At 66.8% G+C, this 15,696-nt stretch carries 15 protein-coding genes; all 15 read left to right on the forward strand.

Annotated elements, in window-relative coordinates; genetic code table 11:
- The first annotated feature begins 3 nt into the window (after window positions 1-3).
- The 15 genes from murF (at window position 4) to ArtHe_RS04465 (ending at window position 15,673) form a co-directional block, all read left to right on the forward strand.
- Window positions 4-1,497, forward strand: a complete 1,494-nt coding sequence (murF, locus tag ArtHe_RS04395; RefSeq protein ID WP_248318935.1) for a UDP-N-acetylmuramoyl-tripeptide--D-alanyl-D-alanine ligase — start codon at window positions 4-6, stop codon at window positions 1,495-1,497.
- Entirely contained in the window at window positions 1,497-2,603 is a 1,107-nt protein-coding gene (gene mraY, locus ArtHe_RS04400) for a phospho-N-acetylmuramoyl-pentapeptide-transferase (RefSeq protein WP_248318936.1), read from the forward strand. The genes murF and mraY overlap by 1 nt, the downstream gene beginning before the upstream one ends.
- Window positions 2,600-4,141: a UDP-N-acetylmuramoyl-L-alanine--D-glutamate ligase gene (gene murD / locus ArtHe_RS04405; protein WP_248318937.1), complete on the forward strand. Its 1,542-nt coding sequence runs from the start codon at window positions 2,600-2,602 to the stop codon at window positions 4,139-4,141. Before mraY ends, murD begins: the two co-directional genes overlap by 4 nt.
- Window positions 4,142-5,479, forward strand: coding sequence for a putative lipid II flippase FtsW (ftsW, locus tag ArtHe_RS04410; protein WP_248318938.1), 1,338 nt, complete (start codon window positions 4,142-4,144; stop codon window positions 5,477-5,479).
- Window positions 5,476-6,585 carry an undecaprenyldiphospho-muramoylpentapeptide beta-N-acetylglucosaminyltransferase gene (gene murG, locus ArtHe_RS04415; RefSeq protein ID WP_248318939.1) on the forward strand — a complete coding sequence of 370 codons (1,110 nt, stop codon included), beginning with the start codon at window positions 5,476-5,478 and terminating at the stop codon, window positions 6,583-6,585. The genes ftsW and murG overlap by 4 nt, the downstream gene beginning before the upstream one ends.
- Entirely contained in the window at window positions 6,582-8,003 is a 1,422-nt protein-coding gene (gene murC / locus ArtHe_RS04420; protein WP_248318940.1) for a UDP-N-acetylmuramate--L-alanine ligase, read from the forward strand. Before murG ends, murC begins: the two co-directional genes overlap by 4 nt.
- A 193-nt stretch (window positions 8,004-8,196) precedes the next feature.
- Window positions 8,197-9,153, forward strand: a complete 957-nt coding sequence (locus ArtHe_RS04425; RefSeq protein WP_248318941.1) for a cell division protein FtsQ/DivIB — start codon at window positions 8,197-8,199, stop codon at window positions 9,151-9,153.
- A 219-nt stretch (window positions 9,154-9,372) separates the two neighbouring features.
- The gene (gene ftsZ / locus ArtHe_RS04430) at window positions 9,373-10,542 is read left to right on the forward strand and encodes a cell division protein FtsZ (protein ID WP_066301280.1); all 1,170 of its coding nucleotides are present in this window, start codon (window positions 9,373-9,375) and stop codon (window positions 10,540-10,542) included.
- A 62-nt stretch (window positions 10,543-10,604) separates the two neighbouring features.
- Entirely contained in the window at window positions 10,605-11,333 is a 729-nt protein-coding gene (locus ArtHe_RS04435; RefSeq protein ID WP_248318942.1) for a polyphenol oxidase family protein, read from the forward strand.
- Between the two features lie 90 nt (window positions 11,334-11,423).
- On the forward strand, window positions 11,424-12,170 hold the full coding sequence (locus tag ArtHe_RS04440) for a YggS family pyridoxal phosphate-dependent enzyme (protein ID WP_248318943.1): 747 nt from the start codon (window positions 11,424-11,426) through the stop codon (window positions 12,168-12,170).
- A gap of 100 nt (window positions 12,171-12,270) precedes the next feature.
- Window positions 12,271-12,804 (forward strand): cell division protein SepF, encoded by a 534-nt coding sequence (sepF, locus tag ArtHe_RS04445; RefSeq protein ID WP_248318944.1) that lies wholly within the window; start codon window positions 12,271-12,273, stop codon window positions 12,802-12,804.
- Between the two features lie 65 nt (window positions 12,805-12,869).
- Complete coding sequence (locus ArtHe_RS04450; RefSeq protein WP_248318945.1) at window positions 12,870-13,157, forward strand: YggT family protein; 288 nt, start codon at window positions 12,870-12,872, stop codon at window positions 13,155-13,157.
- A 157-nt stretch (window positions 13,158-13,314) separates the two neighbouring features.
- On the forward strand, window positions 13,315-13,986 hold the full coding sequence (locus tag ArtHe_RS04455) for a DivIVA domain-containing protein (RefSeq protein ID WP_248318946.1): 672 nt from the start codon (window positions 13,315-13,317) through the stop codon (window positions 13,984-13,986).
- A 189-nt stretch (window positions 13,987-14,175) separates the two neighbouring features.
- Window positions 14,176-14,745: a signal peptidase II gene (gene lspA, locus ArtHe_RS04460; protein WP_066301263.1), complete on the forward strand. Its 570-nt coding sequence runs from the start codon at window positions 14,176-14,178 to the stop codon at window positions 14,743-14,745.
- Entirely contained in the window at window positions 14,738-15,673 is a 936-nt protein-coding gene (locus tag ArtHe_RS04465; RefSeq protein WP_248318947.1) for an RluA family pseudouridine synthase, read from the forward strand. The genes lspA and ArtHe_RS04465 overlap by 8 nt, the downstream gene beginning before the upstream one ends.
- The last annotated feature ends 23 nt before the right edge of the window (window positions 15,674-15,696 follow it).

Raw genomic sequence — 15,696 nt, forward strand, 5'->3', positions numbered from 1 at the left:
GTCATGATTGAACTTAATGCAGCCGAAATAGCGGCCATCACGGGCGGCACACTGGTGGGGGCAGCAGCCACCGACCCGTCCATCTCAGTGACGTCAGCCACGACCGACTCCCGCGGGGCGGGGGAAGGCACGCTGTTTATCGCCAAGCCCGGCGAGGTTTCCGACGGCCACCTCTTCGTGGCCCAGGCCTTCGAAGCCGGTGCTTCCCTGGCGCTGACGGAACGCCCCGTCACCGATGCCGGCGGCACCGTATTCCCCGGAATCGTGGTGCCGGACGCCGTCCTGGCCATGGGCGGCATCGCCGCGGAGATCGTGCGGCGGCTGCGGGCCGACGGCCCGCTGACCGTCATCGGCATCACGGGGTCCGCCGGCAAGACCACCACCAAGGATCTGCTGGCCGGCATCCTGTCAGCCCACGGAGAGACCGTTGCCCCGGTGGGCTCCTACAACGGGGAGGTCGGCGTTCCGCTGACCATCTTCAGCTCCGGCCACGGCACCCGCTACCTGGTAGTGGAAATGGGCGCCACGGGCATTGGGCACATCTCCTACCTGGCGGACATGGTCCGTCCGGACATCGGTGTGGTCCTTTGCGTCGGCACAGCACACGCCGGTGAGTTCGGCGGCGTGGAGAACATTGCCCAGGCCAAGGGTGAACTTGCGGAGGCCATCGCGCCTGAAGGGACAGTCATCCTCAACGGGGACGATATCCGCGTCGCCGCCATGGACAAGCGCACCACCGCGAAGGTCCTGCTCTTTACCTCTTCCTCCGACGAACTCCCGGGCGGCCACCAAACCCTCCGGGCCGTCGACGCCGGCACCGATTCCGAGGGCCGGCCGGTGTTCAGCCTCCGCTTCCCCGACGGCAGCTCACACCGGGTCGAATCCGGCCTGATCGGTATGCACCACACAGCGAACCTGCTCGCCGCCGCCGGTGCGGCGTGGGCCGCCGGCATTGCCCCCGCGGACATCGCCGCCGGCCTTTCCGGGCAGAAAGCCGCCAGCCGCTGGCGGATGGAACGGACCGACCGGCCCGACGGCGTCACTGTGATCAACGATGCCTACAACGCCAACCCCGAATCCATGCGGGCCGCCCTGCGCACCCTTGCGGAACTCGGCAAAGGCCGCCGGACCTGGGCTGTGCTGGGCGAAATGCTCGAACTCGGCCCGGAATCCGTCACCGAACACGACGCGATCGGCCGGTACGCCGTGCGCCTGAATATCTCCAAACTCATCGTCGTCGGAACCGGAGCCCGGGCCCTGCACACGGGTGCCGTCATGGAAGGTTCCTGGGGTGACGAGTCCCAGTTCGTCCAGAGCCCCGAAGAGGCGCAGGCGGTTCTTGAAGCCGCCCTGGAACCCGGCGACATCGTTCTCTTTAAATCTTCCAACGGAGCCGGCCTGCGGTTCCTTGGTGATCGGATTGCCTTGAATACCCCACTCGAAGGTCCAGCTGCCGCGGAGACTTCCGCTGATCCCTCCCTGCGGGGTGGACTGTGATGATTTCACTCCTGATCGGCTGCTCCCTCGCGCTGGTCCTGGCCTTCGCGGGCACACCGCTGTTCATCCGTTTCCTCGTCCGCAAGGGCTACGGACAGTTCGTCCGCGACGACGGTCCGACGTCGCACCACACCAAGCGCGGTACACCCACCATGGGCGGGGCAGTGATTGTCGCCTCCGTGGTGGCCTCCTACTTCGTCACGCACCTCATCAGCCACGCCATCAACCCGACCAGCTTCGGCCCGTCCGCCTCCGGACTCCTGGTGCTGTTCCTGATGGTGGGAATGGGGCTGGTCGGGTTCATTGACGACTACACCAAGATCTCCCGGCAGCGCTCCCTCGGCCTGAACGCGAAAGCCAAGATCACGCTGCAGGCGATCGTTGGCATTGTCTTTGCCGTGCTGGCGCTGCAGTTCCCGGACGAGGGCGGACTCACGCCTGCCTCGACCAACATTTCCTTTGTCCGCGACACCGCCATCGACCTGGCGTTCGCGGGAACCATCATCGGTGCGATCCTCTTCATCCTCTGGTCCAGCATCATCATCACCGCGGCCACCAACGGCGTAAACCTTGCCGACGGGCTGGACGGCCTTGCCGCCGGAGCCTCGGTGCTGGTCTTCGGCGCCTACTTCCTGATCGGCATCTGGCAGTCCAACCAGAGCTGCCTGGGCGCCCCCGCCGACGCGGGCGTCTGCTACGAAGTCCGCGACCCGCTGGACCTGGCACTGCTCGCGGGTGCCATGGCCGGAGCGCTGATCGGCTTCCTCTGGTGGAACACCTCTCCGGCAAAAATCTTCATGGGCGACACCGGGTCGCTGGCGATCGGCGGCGCCATTGCGGCCTTCGCCATCCTGTCGCGGACCGAACTTCTGCTGGTCATCCTGGCCGGGCTGTTCGTCATCATCTCCGCCTCCGTCATCATCCAGGTGGGGTACTTCAAGCTCAGCGGCGGTAAACGCGTTTTCAAAATGGCACCGCTGCAGCATCACTTCGAGCTCAAGGGCTGGGCGGAAGTCACGGTGGTGGTCCGCTTCTGGATCATCGGCGGGCTCTGCGTCGCGCTGGCCCTGGGACTCTTCTACGCCGATTGGGTGGCCGGACAATGAGCACTCCCTACACCGAGACCCCCCGCCTCGCACCGCTGACCACCTGGGATGCGGACTGGCGCGGACTGCGGGTGGTGGTGGCCGGGATCGGCCTCTCCGGATTCTCCGCAGCAGACACGCTGATTGAGCTCGGCGCCCGGGTGGTGGTGTTTGACGGCCGTGACAACGAAGAGAACCGCGGCAAGGCAGACACCCTGCGGATCGTCGGTGCCCACGACGTCCTGCTTGGTCCGGAACATGCGCAGACCCTGCCGCTGGTGGCGGGCGAGCAGGCCGAGCTGGTTGTGACCTCCCCGGGCTTCAGCCCGGCCCATCCGGTGCTGGCCGAAGCCGCTGCCGCCGGCGTGCCGGTATGGGGCGACGTCGAGCTGGCCTGGCGCGTGAGGATCCGTGAAGGACGGCCGACAGCTCCCTGGCTGGCGATCACCGGTACCAATGGAAAAACGACCACGGTCTCGATGACGGAAAGCATGCTGCGCGCAGCCGGGCTCCGCGCCATCGCCGCCGGGAACGTCGGCACTCCGATCCTTGACGCCATCCGCGACCCGCAGGGCTGGGACGCAATCGCCGTCGAGCTCTCCAGTTTCCAGCTGCACTGGACCCACACCATGTCCCCGCTGGCGAGCGTCTGCCTGAACGTGGCCGAAGACCATGTGGACTGGCACGGAGGGTACGAGGCATACCTGGCTGACAAGGCCAAGGTTTACGAAAACACGCAGGTTGCGTGCATCTACAACGCCGAGCAGGCCGAAACCGAGCGCATGGTCGAGGAAGCCGACGTCGTGGAAGGCTGCCGCGCCGTGGGCTTCACCACCGGAATGCCTGCCATCAGCATGGTCGGGATCGTGGAAGGGCTGCTCGTGGACCGCGCGTTCATCGAACAGCGCCGCGACTCGGCCGCCGAACTGGCCTCGCTCGGGGATCTCGGGGACCACACACCGCGCCACCTGGCCGCCAACGCCCTGGCGGCGGCCGCGCTGGTCCGGGCCTTCGGCGTCGAACCTGTGGCCGTCCGCGACGGACTGCGCAACTATGCCCCCGGCGGGCACCGGATCGAGCCGGTTGCCAAGCTTCATGATGTGCTGTGGGTCAACGATTCAAAGGCCACCAACCCGCATGCGGCCGCGGCCTCCCTGGCAGCGTTCCAGCCCGTTGTGTGGATCGCCGGCGGGCTTTCCAAAGGTGTGCATTATGACGGCCTCATCCAGGCCCACCGCGGCCGGCTCCGCGCCGTCGTGCTCATCGGGACCGATTCGAGTGAGCTGCGCGGCGCTTTGGCCCGACACGCCCCCGACGTTCCCGTGATCGACGCTGCGGGAGCGGACACTGGAAGAGAAGGCCCGCCCACCGGCGAGGCAGTCATGGCCGCAGCAGTTGCGGCCGCGGCCGCCGCGGCGGAGGCCGGAGACACGGTCCTGATGGCGCCGGCATCGGCGTCCATGGACCAGTTCCGTTCCTATGCCCACCGCGGTGAGGCCTTCATCGAAGCTGTCCGCGGTTACGTGGAAGGACAGGCGCAGACCACCAAGGAGCCGTAGATGGTGACCACGCCCACGGGCAAGGCCCGGAAGCCGGCGGCGCGGAAACGCCCGGCGGCCCCCGCAGCCACACCGGGCCCAAAACCGGGCACCAGACCAGGCAAGGGGCCAGCAGCCGGGAAGGCTGCTGGCAAAACCGTCGCTCCGGTCCCTAAGCGGCGGCTCAAGGACCACCTGGAGCGTTTTATGGTCCTGCTGGAGGGCAGCGACGCGAAGGCCACCGGGTCCAGCTATTACATGATCCTCGGATCGACGCTGGCGCTGACCGTGATCGGGCTGATGATGGTGCTCTCCGCCTCCTCCGTGGAAGCGATCGCTGCGGCCGCCGGTTCCGGTGCTAATGCGGCCAGCACCTTCGATCTTTTCGTCAAGCAGCTGATTTTCGCCGCCATCGGTGTTGCGGCCATGCTCATGCTCTCCAAATTCGGTCCGCGTTTCTACCGTTTCATCGCCTGGCCCGCGCTGCTTGGTGCGGCCTTCCTGCTGGTCCTGGTGCTGATCGTCGGTGAAGAGGTCAACGGCAACAAGAACTGGCTGACCTTCGGACCGGTTACCGGACAGCCCTCGGAGGCTGCCAAGCTGGCCATGGCGATCTGGCTGGCCATGGTCCTGTCCCGCAAGAAAGGCCTCATCGACCAGCCGCTGCATGCCCTGATTCCGGCCGTTCCCGGTGCCGGCATCCTGGTGGCGCTCGTGATGGCCGGCCACGACCTCGGCACCGTGCTGATTATGGGCGCCATTATGCTCGCCGCCCTCTTCTTCGCCGGTGTGCGCTTGAAGCTCCTTGGCCTCCTGGCGCTGGCGGCCGGCGCCGGCGGCCTGCTGATGTCCGCCATCAGTGGAAACCGCACCAGCCGGATCAGTGCGTGGCTCCAGATCGATTGCTCCGCCGGGCTCTGCGACCAGGCCAACGCGGGGATGTACGCGCTGGCATCGGGCGGCTGGCTGGGCGTTGGCATCGGCCAGAGCCGGCAGAAGTGGACGTGGATCCCCGAAGCCCACAACGACTTCATCTTCGCCATCATCGGCGAGGAGTTCGGCCTGCTCGGCACCCTGGTGGTCCTGGCGCTCTTCGGTATCCTTGCAGTGGCCACCGTGCGGGTGACCATGCGCCACACCCAGCCGTTCATCCGGATCGTCTGCGGCTGCATCCTGGTGTGGATCATCGGCCAGGCCTTCGTCAACATCGCCATGGTCACCGGACTGTTTCCCGTGATCGGCGTTCCGCTTCCGTTCATCTCCTACGGCGGGTCCTCGCTGACCTTCACGCTGGCAGCCGTTGGAGTCCTTCTGTCCTTTGCCCGCACTATCCCTGAAAGGGAACCCGCAGCTCCATGACGCAGTCCCCACTTTCCGTTGTTCTCGCCGGAGGCGGCACAGCAGGGCACATCAGCCCGCTGCTGGCCATTGCCGACGCCGTTAGGCAGTTGCGGCCCGAGGCCCGCATAAAGGTGGTGGGCACGTCCTCCGGCATGGAGACCCGTCTGGTTCCGGCGGCCGGCTACGAGCTGGCCGTGATTGACCGGGTTCCCATGCCGCGCCGCCCCAGCGGCGACCTTGCCCGGCTTCCGGCCAGGCTCTCGCGCGCCGTGCGGCAGGCAGGCGACATTCTGGACGAGGCCCAGGCCGACGTCGTCGTAGGGGTTGGCGGCTACGTTTCGACTCCGGTCTATCTCGCGGCCCGCAAGCGCCGGATCCCGATCATCGTGCACGAGGCCAATGCCCGTCCCGGCCTGGCCAACCGGGTCGGCGCCCGGAACGCCGAAGTCGTGGGGGTGGCCTTCGAAGAGACCAAGCTGCCCGGTGCCCGCTGGGTAGGGATGCCCATGCGCCGGGAGATCTCCCAGCTGGACCGGACCGCCGCCCGCGGTACCGCCCGTTCCGCGCTCGGCCTGGACCCGGACCTGCCCACCCTGGTGGTGACGGGCGGGTCCTCCGGTGCCGCCAGCATCAACGCTGCCATCACCGCCGCCCTGCCGGCCCTCGCGGCGGCCGGAATCCAGACCCTTCACGTGACCGGCCGCGGCAAAGCTGCGGCGGACGCCGAAGGCAAGGCACTGACGGCACCCCTCTACCGCCAGGTGGAGTACGTGGACGGCATGGAACTGGCCTATGCGGCAGCTGACCTGCTGCTGGCCCGTTCCGGTGCCGGAACCGTCAGCGAAATTTCCGCCGTCGGGCTGCCCGCAGTCCTGGTGCCGCTGCCGCACGGCAACGGTGAGCAGGCGCTCAATGCCGCCGGGCTGGTGGAGGCCGGAGGCGCCCTGCTGGTCCGCGACTCCCTGTTCACCCCCGAATGGATTTCGGAGAAGCTCATACCGCTGCTGCTGGATCCGGCGGCGCTGGCAACCATGGCAGCCGCATCCGCCGCCCGGGGCATCCGGGACGCCGATACACAGATGGCTGCGCTGATCCTGGAAGCAGCGGAACGGAAAGAAGCATGAGCACGATCGATCTTCCGGCACTGGGCCGCGTCCACTTCATCGGCCTCGGCGGCGCCGGAATGTCCGCCGTCGCGCGGGTGATGCTGGGCCGCGGAGCGGCAGTCTCCGGATCCGACGCCAAGGACTCAGCCGGGCTGCGTGCCCTGGAAGCCCTGGGCGCCAGGATCTCGGTGGGGCACGACGCCGCCAACGTCCGGGACGTTGACACCGTGGTGGTGTCCACGGCCATCCGTCCGGACAACCCCGAGCTGGCCGCCGCCGAATCCGCGGGCCTGCGGATCATCCACCGCTCGGTGGCACTCGCCGCAGCGATGGGCAGCCAGGACCTGGTGGCCGTCGCAGGGACCCACGGCAAGACCACAACGACGGCGATGATCACCGTCCTGCTGCGCGAAGCGGGCCTCGACCCCTCCTTCGCCATCGGCGGGGACGTCGCAGCGCTGGGGGTGAATGCCGCCGCCGGGTCAGGCAGCGTATTTGTCGCCGAAGCGGACGAGTCCGACGGGTCCTTCCTGAACTACTCACCGCAGATCACCGTGGTGACCAACGTCGAAGCCGACCACCTGGACCACTACGGAACCGCCGAGGCTGTTTTCGCGTCCTTCGACAGATTCGTCGAGCTGCTTCCCGCCGACGGGCTGCTCGTCGCCTGCGCCGACGATCCGGGCGTCCGGGACCTGCTGGCGCGGAACTCACCCCCGCGGACCAGGACCTACGGCTACTCGCCGGACGCGGACGTGCGGATCAGCGGCACCACCGCGGACGGCCGGACCAGTTCCAGCACACTGCATTTCTCCGCCGCGGGCCGCGGATTCGAGCAGCAGCTGCAGCTGCAGGTTCCCGGCCGGCACAATATCCTCAACGCGGCTGCCGCCTTTACCGTGGCACTGGATCTGGGGGTTGACCCCCAGACCGCCGCGGACGGGCTGGCCGCTTTCACCGGAGCCGCCCGGCGGTTCGAAGCCAAGGGCACATCACGCGGCGTCCGCGTTTTTGATGATTACGCCCACCACCCCACCGAGGTTGCCGCTGCCATGCAGGCAGCCCGTGCGGTAGCGGGGGACAACGCCGTGCACGTGCTCTTCCAGCCCCACCTGTTCAGCCGCACCCGGAACTTCGCCGCAGAGTTTGCCGCCGCTTTGGACCTGGCCGACTCCGTAACGGTGCTGGAGATCTATCCTGCCCGCGAGGATCCGATTCCCGGCGTCACCAGCGGGCTCATCACCGACCTGCTGAGCACCCCCGGAGAAGTCGCGCCGGATCCCCTCTCCGCTGTGCGGGCCATCGCAGGCCGTGCCGTTGAAGGGGACATTGTCCTGACCGTCGGGGCCGGTGACGTCACCCAGTACGGACCGGTCATCCTTGAGGCACTCAGCGCAGCCGGTAACGGAGCGGAAAGCGGTGCCGATGGCAGGTAGGAAGCCCAGACAGCCTCCTGCCGGCGCGGGCGGAGAGCTCCGGCCGCCTTCAACTGTCCGCCGGGGCAGGGCTGCGGCCTCCCCGGATTCCCTGGCTGGAAGCACCGCTGCCGGCCGCCCCGGTCCGGAGGCACCGGGACAGGAGCCAGCGGCTTCGTCCGCCGGTCCACGTTCCGCCGCGAACTCCTCCAAGGTGCAGCTTCTGCCCAGCGAAGGTGCCCAGATCCACGAACTCTGGCCCGGCGCGGCAGCCGCTGGAGCCGGGGCGCCCGGGAAAACCGGTGCGGACGGGGCCCCCGGGAATATCGGTGCCTCCCGGGACTGGGAGCCGGCGGCAGCCCCCTCCGCCCGGTCCGTCGGCAGCCGGGGCACTGCCGCAGCAGATAAGCAGTCAGGCCCGGCGGACGGGATCCAGGGATCCGCCGCCGAAGCCAGCATCCTGGCCTTCCCGGAACCCCCGGTGCGGCGCCGGCGCCGGTACGTGCTGATCGGCACCGGGGTGTCCGCCGCGCTGCTCGCTGCCCTGTTCGCGGTGCTGTTTTTCTCTCCGGCGCTGGAGGTCAAGAACCTCCAGGTGCAGGGCAATTCACTCCTGACCGTGGAAGAAGCCGAAGCGGCACTTGCTCCGCTGCTGGGTACCCCGCTGACCCTCATTTCCGATGCGGATGCCGGAGAACTGCTGGCGGCCCGCCCGGAAGTGGAAAAAGTTGAGGTGGCGGCGGTGCCGCCCTCGGACCTGCTGGTCACCATCACCGAACGCGTGCCGGTGGCCGTGCTGCAGAACGGCCGCGAGTTCCTGCTCATCGATGAAGACGGACGTCAGCTCAAAGCCGTGGGGGAGCGGGGAGCGGCGGCTTTGCCGCTGATCGACGGCGGCGCGGATGCGGTCAACAGCGAGGTTTTCTCCACGGTGACCGCGGTGCTGGCAGCCCTGCCCCAGGGTGTGCTGGCGCAGCTCGACCATGCCTCGGCAGAGACCCTCGACTCGGTTGAACTCAAGCTGGCCAACGGCCAGACGGTTTTTTGGGGCAGCTCGGACGCCAACGCGGCAAAAGCGAAGGCACTGGAAGCCCTGCTGCTGGTTCCGGCCACGGATCCGCCGGTCCAGGTGTTCGATGTGAGCACCCCGAACCGGCCGGTAACCCGGTGACCGGACACCGCCGGGAAATACCGGCAAAAGATTCTGACCGACACGCGCGGGACGGTAATTGCGGAAGCTATCGCAGCCCCATAGCGTCGTGGATAGAGCATTACTTGACATAACTATAACCCTCAACTCGAGGGTTAAGGTTGTTCGGTTGAAGGTTTTGGCTGGGGAAGTCCCGGCCGCATTGATCAGTTGCACAGATTCGAACAAGGGACACAGGACGTGGCAGCACCGCAGAATTACTTGGCCGTCATCAAGGTCGTCGGCATCGGCGGCGGTGGCGTGAATGCCGTAAACCGAATGATCGACGTCGGACTCCGCGGAGTGGAGTTCATTGCCATCAATACTGATGCGCAGGCTCTGCTGATGAGCGACGCCGACGTCAAGCTCGATGTTGGACGTGAACTGACCCGCGGCCTCGGCGCCGGCGCGGATCCCGAAGTTGGCCGCAAGGCTGCCGAGGACCATGCCGAGGAAATCGAAGAGGTGCTGCGCGGTGCGGACATGGTCTTCGTGACCGCAGGCGAAGGCGGCGGAACCGGCACCGGCGGAGCGCCCGTGGTGGCCCGGATCGCACGCTCGCTGGGTGCCCTGACCATCGGCGTTGTGACCCGGCCCTTCACCTTCGAAGGCCGCCGTCGTTCCAACCAGGCCGAATCGGGCATCGACACCCTGCGGGACGAAGTCGATACCCTCATCGTCATCCCCAACGACCGCCTGCTCTCGATCAGCGACCGCAACGTATCCATGCTGGACGCGTTCCGTTCGGCGGACCAGGTGCTGCTGTCCGGCGTCCAGGGCATCACCGACCTGATCACCACTCCGGGCCTGATCAACCTTGACTTCGCCGACGTCAAGTCTGTGATGCAGGGTGCCGGATCGGCGCTCATGGGCATCGGCTCGGCCAGGGGAGAGGACCGCGCCGTCAAGGCCGCGGAACTGGCCATTGCTTCGCCGCTGCTTGAGGCATCGATTGACGGCGCCCACGGCGTCCTGCTTTCGATCCAGGGTGGTTCCGACCTCGGTCTGTTCGAGATCAACGAGGCAGCCCGCCTGGTCCAGGAAGTCGCCCACCCCGAAGCCAACATCATCTTCGGTGCCGTCATTGACGATGCCCTGGGCGACGAAGCGCGCGTCACGGTCATTGCCGCCGGTTTCGACCAGGTGGACGTCACGTCCCAGCCGTCTGCAGCCAAGCCGGCCGAACCGCTGACTCCTCCGGCTGCCGCGGCCGCCGGTGTTGCGGGCGGAACCTCCGCCTGGGCCCAGCGCCCGCAGGTGAGCGATATTCCCGCAGACGCCGGATTCGACATCGACCTTCCGGCCGTCGTCGAGCCCGACCTGAGTGCAGGACGCCAGGACGACCTGGATGTTCCCGACTTCCTGAAGTAAGAACCAGCTGAAGTAAAAGCAGAACGCAGTACCTGCAGATCGGCGCGAGGTTGTCTGAGCGAATGTTTTGGTGGGAGGGGCACGGCCCCGGCGGCCTTCGGGTTGCATTCACCGGCACTCCCGCAGGCAACCTCGCGCTGCATGTCGGCGATGATCCGGGGGCCGTCCGTGAGCGCCGCCGCTCCCTGGAGGAGCACATGGGGATCCTTCCGGGATCCCTCAGATTCATGGAGCAGGTCCACTCCGCCACCGTCGCCCGGATCCCGGCCCTGGACGGGGCTCAGGAAGAGGGGCCGGAAGAAGCGCCCCCGGTCGCTGACGCCCTGCTCAGCCCTGACGGATCGGCCCCGCTGGCAGTGATGGTGGCCGACTGCGTGCCCGTGGTCCTTGCTGGAACCCGCACTGCCGGTGCACCGGTAACCGCAGCCGCCCATGCCGGGCGTGCCGGGCTGCTCGGCGGGATCCTGCCCAACACCGTCCAGGCCATGCGGGCCGCCGGAGCCGGAGAGCTGACGGCCTGGATCGGCCCCAGCGTTTGTGGACGCTGCTATGAGGTCCCCGAAGCCATGCTCGCCGACGCAGCCCACCTCCCGGGTGCCGCGTCCCGGACCAGCTGGGGTACCCCCGCGCTGGACCTTCCGGCCGCAGCTGCGGCCCAGCTCCAGGGCCTCGGGGTGGACACGTTCCGGCTTCCCGGATGCACCATGGAAGAACCGGACCTTTTCTCGCACCGCCGGGACGCACCCACCGGCCGGTTCGCCGGACTGATCTGGCACCCCCAAACGACCTAGCAGTCCAGGGCCTCCCCGCCGCGGAAGAACTTCCGCCGCGGCGCCGACGGACCGCACACGCAATACCCGCACACGCAACACAAGGAAGACATGAGCAGCGCAATTCCGGACCGGGCCGCCGATCTCCAGGCCCGCCTGACATCCGTCCGCCGGCGGATTTCCGACGCCGCGGCAGCCGCCGGGCGCGAGGAACCCCGCCTGATCGTGGTCACCAAATACTTCCCGGCGTCCGACGCCGCGCTCCTGGCCGGAATGGGTGTGCGCGATGTAGGTGAAAACAAGGCCCAGGAGGCCGAGTCGAAGGCGGCTGAGCTCCCCGGATCCGGGTTGAACTGGCACTTCATCGGCCAGCTGCAGACCAACAAGGCAAAGTCGGTGGTGAAGTACGCCCGGGCGGTGCACTCAGTTGACCGTCCCGGTCTGATCACAGCCCTGGCGAAGGCGATGGCCGCCGAGGACGCCAGGCGCCGGGAAGCAGGCGGGGAAGGGCGGGAGCCGCTGGAATGCTACCTGCAGATGGACCTGCGCACGCAGCCCGACGAGGCCGCGGGGCGCGGGGGTGCCAGGCCCCAGAACATGCTTGAACTTGCCGCTGCCGTTGAGCGCGAGCCGGCACTGCGGCTGAAGGGCCTAATGGCCGTCGCTCCGCTGGGGGAGGACCCCGCCGCAGCCTTCGGCCGGCTCCAGGAACTCTCCCGCGAATTGACCGCCCGCCACCCCGCCGCAGCCGGCATTTCCGCGGGTATGAGCCAGGACCTGGAAAGCGCCGTCGCCTGCGGCGCGACACACCTGCGGATTGGGTCCGATATTCTCGGTCCCCGCCCCGCCGTGAGGTAGCGTCAAGCATGGCGGGTCCCATTTTGCGGGCCGCCGCAAACAGGCGAAAACAATGCCCACACTGGACAACGCGGGACGCTGAAGGACTGAAGGAGCAACCATGGCTGGCGCAATGCGCAGGACGATGATCTACCTTGGGCTCGCCGACGGCGATGAGCTGTACGAGGACGAGCAGAAGCCTGTGCGGGAGGCTGCGGCCAGGGACGAGGAACGCGCACCGGAAGACGAGCGGACCGACCGTGAACCGGCCGCCGCAGCGCAGCTGGCCCGTTCCACCGCGGTAGAGGAATACCGCGCGCCCGTTACACCCATCAAGCGTGCCCCCTCATCGGCAAAGGAAGACGTGGCAGGATTGCGGCAGATTACCACTGTTCACCCCCGTTCCTACAACGACGCCAAGCTCATTGGCGAGAGCTTCCGCGACGGAATCCCCGTCATCATGAACGTCACCGACATGGGAGAGGCCGATGCCAAGCGCCTCGTTGACTTCTCCGCGGGACTTGTCTTTGGTTTGCGCGGTACGATCGAACGGGTGACCAACAAGGTCTTCCTGCTCTCGCCGTCCTACGTCGAGGTGCTGGGAGACGACAAGAAGGTCAGTGAATCCCAGTCGGCCTTCTTCAACCAGAGCTGACCGCCGTCCCGGTCCCTGGGACCGTGCGGACAGCCTGACCTCCTACGGCGGAAACGAAAACACGCGTGAGTATTATTTTTGCCCTGCTGTATCTGGTGCTGATGCTTTTTCAGCTCGCCCTGATTCTGCGGATTGTCTACGACGCGGTGCAGATGTTCGCCCGCCAGTGGCGGCCCAAGGGTCCGGCCCTCGTGCTGGCCACGGTCGTTTACGGCGCTACGGACCCGCCCGTCCGGGCACTCCGCCGGATTATCCCGCCCCTCCGCCTGGGGGGTGTGTCCTTGGACCTTGCGTTCCTGGTGCTCTTTATCGTGGTCGGAATCGCCATGCAAATCGTGGTGGCGGCCAGCTAGGGCCGAGCAGCGCCGGGGACGCCCCGGTTCGTCATCAGTTCACAAAAGATATAATGTGAAAAATATAGTGAATTGATCCCTGATTTTATGTTCGAGATTCTGTACCTAGACAACCCGTCAACACGGGCAAGTCTTATAACCAGTATGAGGTGACCAGATGGCTCTGACGCCAGAAGATGTTGTCAACAAGCGGTTCCAGCCGACTAAGTTCCGAGAAGGCTACGACCAGGATGAGGTGGATGACTTCCTCGACGAGATCGTCGTCGAACTCCGCCGCCTGAACGCCGAAAACGAAGACCTGCGCCGGCAGCTTGCCGAGGCAGTGGCTGGTGCTCCTGCAGGCACCCAGGTCCCGGCACCGGTTTCCGCCGCTTCCAAGACCGAGCAGGTAACCCAGCCGGTCAAGGAAGAGAAGAAGCCCGAGCCTGAGCCCGAAGCCAAGCCGGAGCCCAAGGTTGAGGCTCCCAAGGCTGAAGCTCCCCGCCAGCAGGAATCGGCTCCGGTGTCCAACCCGGCCGAGTCGGCTGCCGGTATCCTCGCGATGGCTCAGAAGATGCACGACGACTACGTCGGCGCCGGCGTGGAGCAGCGGGACAAGATCATCGCCGAAGCGCAGATCGAAGCCAGCGGCCTCGTGACCGAAGCCCAGGAGAAGAGCCGGAAGATCCTCAGCTCGCTCGAACAGCAGAAGGCTCTCCTGGAACGCAAGGTCGAGCAGCTGCGTGGCTTCGAGCGTGACTACCGTTCACGCCTGAAGGCGTACATCGAAGGCCAGCTGCGCGATCTGGATTCCCGCGGCTCGGTTGCCTCGGAGACTGCGGACGCGTAGAGCGCTTCACGCTTCGTTCGGTCCGTCTGGACGGATATGAATCAGGATTAGACTGGTAACAGAATTGCGGGCCGGTGGCCGGGATCTCCCGGCCACCGGCCCGACCTGTTCCAGTGCGCAGTGTTCCACACTTGCGCACGAAGCACCTTCAGTGCCGGCATTTTCCGCCTGCCCGACCCCGAAAGCACCATGACAGATTCCTCTGACGCACCCGCCGAGCAGCCGCTGCCGCCGCCGCGCCCGAAAGCCGCGCTGACCCGCTACGCACTGATCATGGCCTGCATCGCGCTGGCCGCCTGGATCCTGGACCAGCTGACCAAAATCTGGGTGGTTTCCACCATGACCGAGGGCCAGGTCACGGATGTCCTGCCCCCGCTGCTCCGCTGGCACTTCATCCGCAACCCGGGAGCTGCCTTCTCGATCGGTACGGATTACACCTGGATCTTCACCATCATCATGGTGCTGGTCTCCGGATTCCTGGTGTACCTGATGTTCCGCCTGCGGTCCGTGGGCTGGTCCATCGCCCTCGGCCTGGTCCTGGCCGGTGCCACAGGGAACCTCACCGACCGGCTGTTCCGTGAACCCTCCTTCGGCCAGGGACACGTGGTCGATTTCATCGCTCTGCCGAATTTCGCGATCTTCAACATCGCGGACATGTGCGTGGTGTCCGGCGTGATCCTCGTCTGCCTGCTCACCCTGCGCGGCATCAACATGGACGGCACCCGCGCCGTTTCCGGCAAGGACAACGCAGATGCCTGAAATCCACTCCCGTTTCACCATCAGCGAGGAACACGACGGCGGCCGGGCCGACGCCGTGTTCGCCAAGCTGCTGGACATCTCCCGCTCCACCGCGGCCACCTGGTGCGGCGAAGGCTGGCTGACCCGTTCAGGCAAACCCGTGGCTAAGTCGGACCGGCTGCACACCGGTGACGAGGTAGCCGCGGACGTACCCGAGCTGCCCGACCCGCTGGCCGTCGTCGTCGAACCCGTTGAGGACCTCAAAATCCTGGCCGACGACGAGCACTTCGTTGTCATCGACAAGCCCGTCGGTGTTGCCGCCCACCCGTCTCCGGGCTGGGTCGGACCCACCGTTGTGGGGGCCCTGGCCGCCGCCGGCTACCGGATTTCGACCTCCGGCGCCGGGGAACGGCAGGGGATTGTCCACCGGCTCGACGTCGGTACCTCCGGGGTGATGGTTGTGGCCAAGACCGAACACGCCTACACCCTGCTGAAACAGGCCTTCCGGGACCGCACCGTGGAGAAGGAATACCATGCCCTGGTCCAGGGCCTGCCGGACCCGCTGGAAGGAACGATCGACGCACCGATCGGCCGGCACCCCGGCCACGACTGGCGGTTCGCCGTCCTGGACGACGGGCGGGCATCGGTGACGCATTACAAGGTTCTGGAGGCCTTCGGCCGGGCCTCCCTGGTGGAAGTGCACCTGGAAACCGGCCGCACGCACCAGATCCGCGTGCATTTCTCCGCCCTGAGGCACCCCTGTGCAGGTGACCTTACCTACGGTGCGGATCCCCGGCTCGCAGCCGAACTCGGACTCACCCGGCAGTGGCTGCACGCCCGGAAACTGGGGTTTACCCATCCAGGCACCGGAAACTGGGTGGAGTTCGTCAGCGACTATCCCCAGGATTTGCAGTATGCCCTCGACGCGCTGGACAGCGGGCTCGTCTAAGCGCCCCCGCGGGACACCTAGAA

The organism is Arthrobacter sp. Helios, from assembly GCF_023167125.1.
Taxonomy (GTDB): domain Bacteria; phylum Actinomycetota; class Actinomycetes; order Actinomycetales; family Micrococcaceae; genus Arthrobacter_B; species Arthrobacter_B luteolus.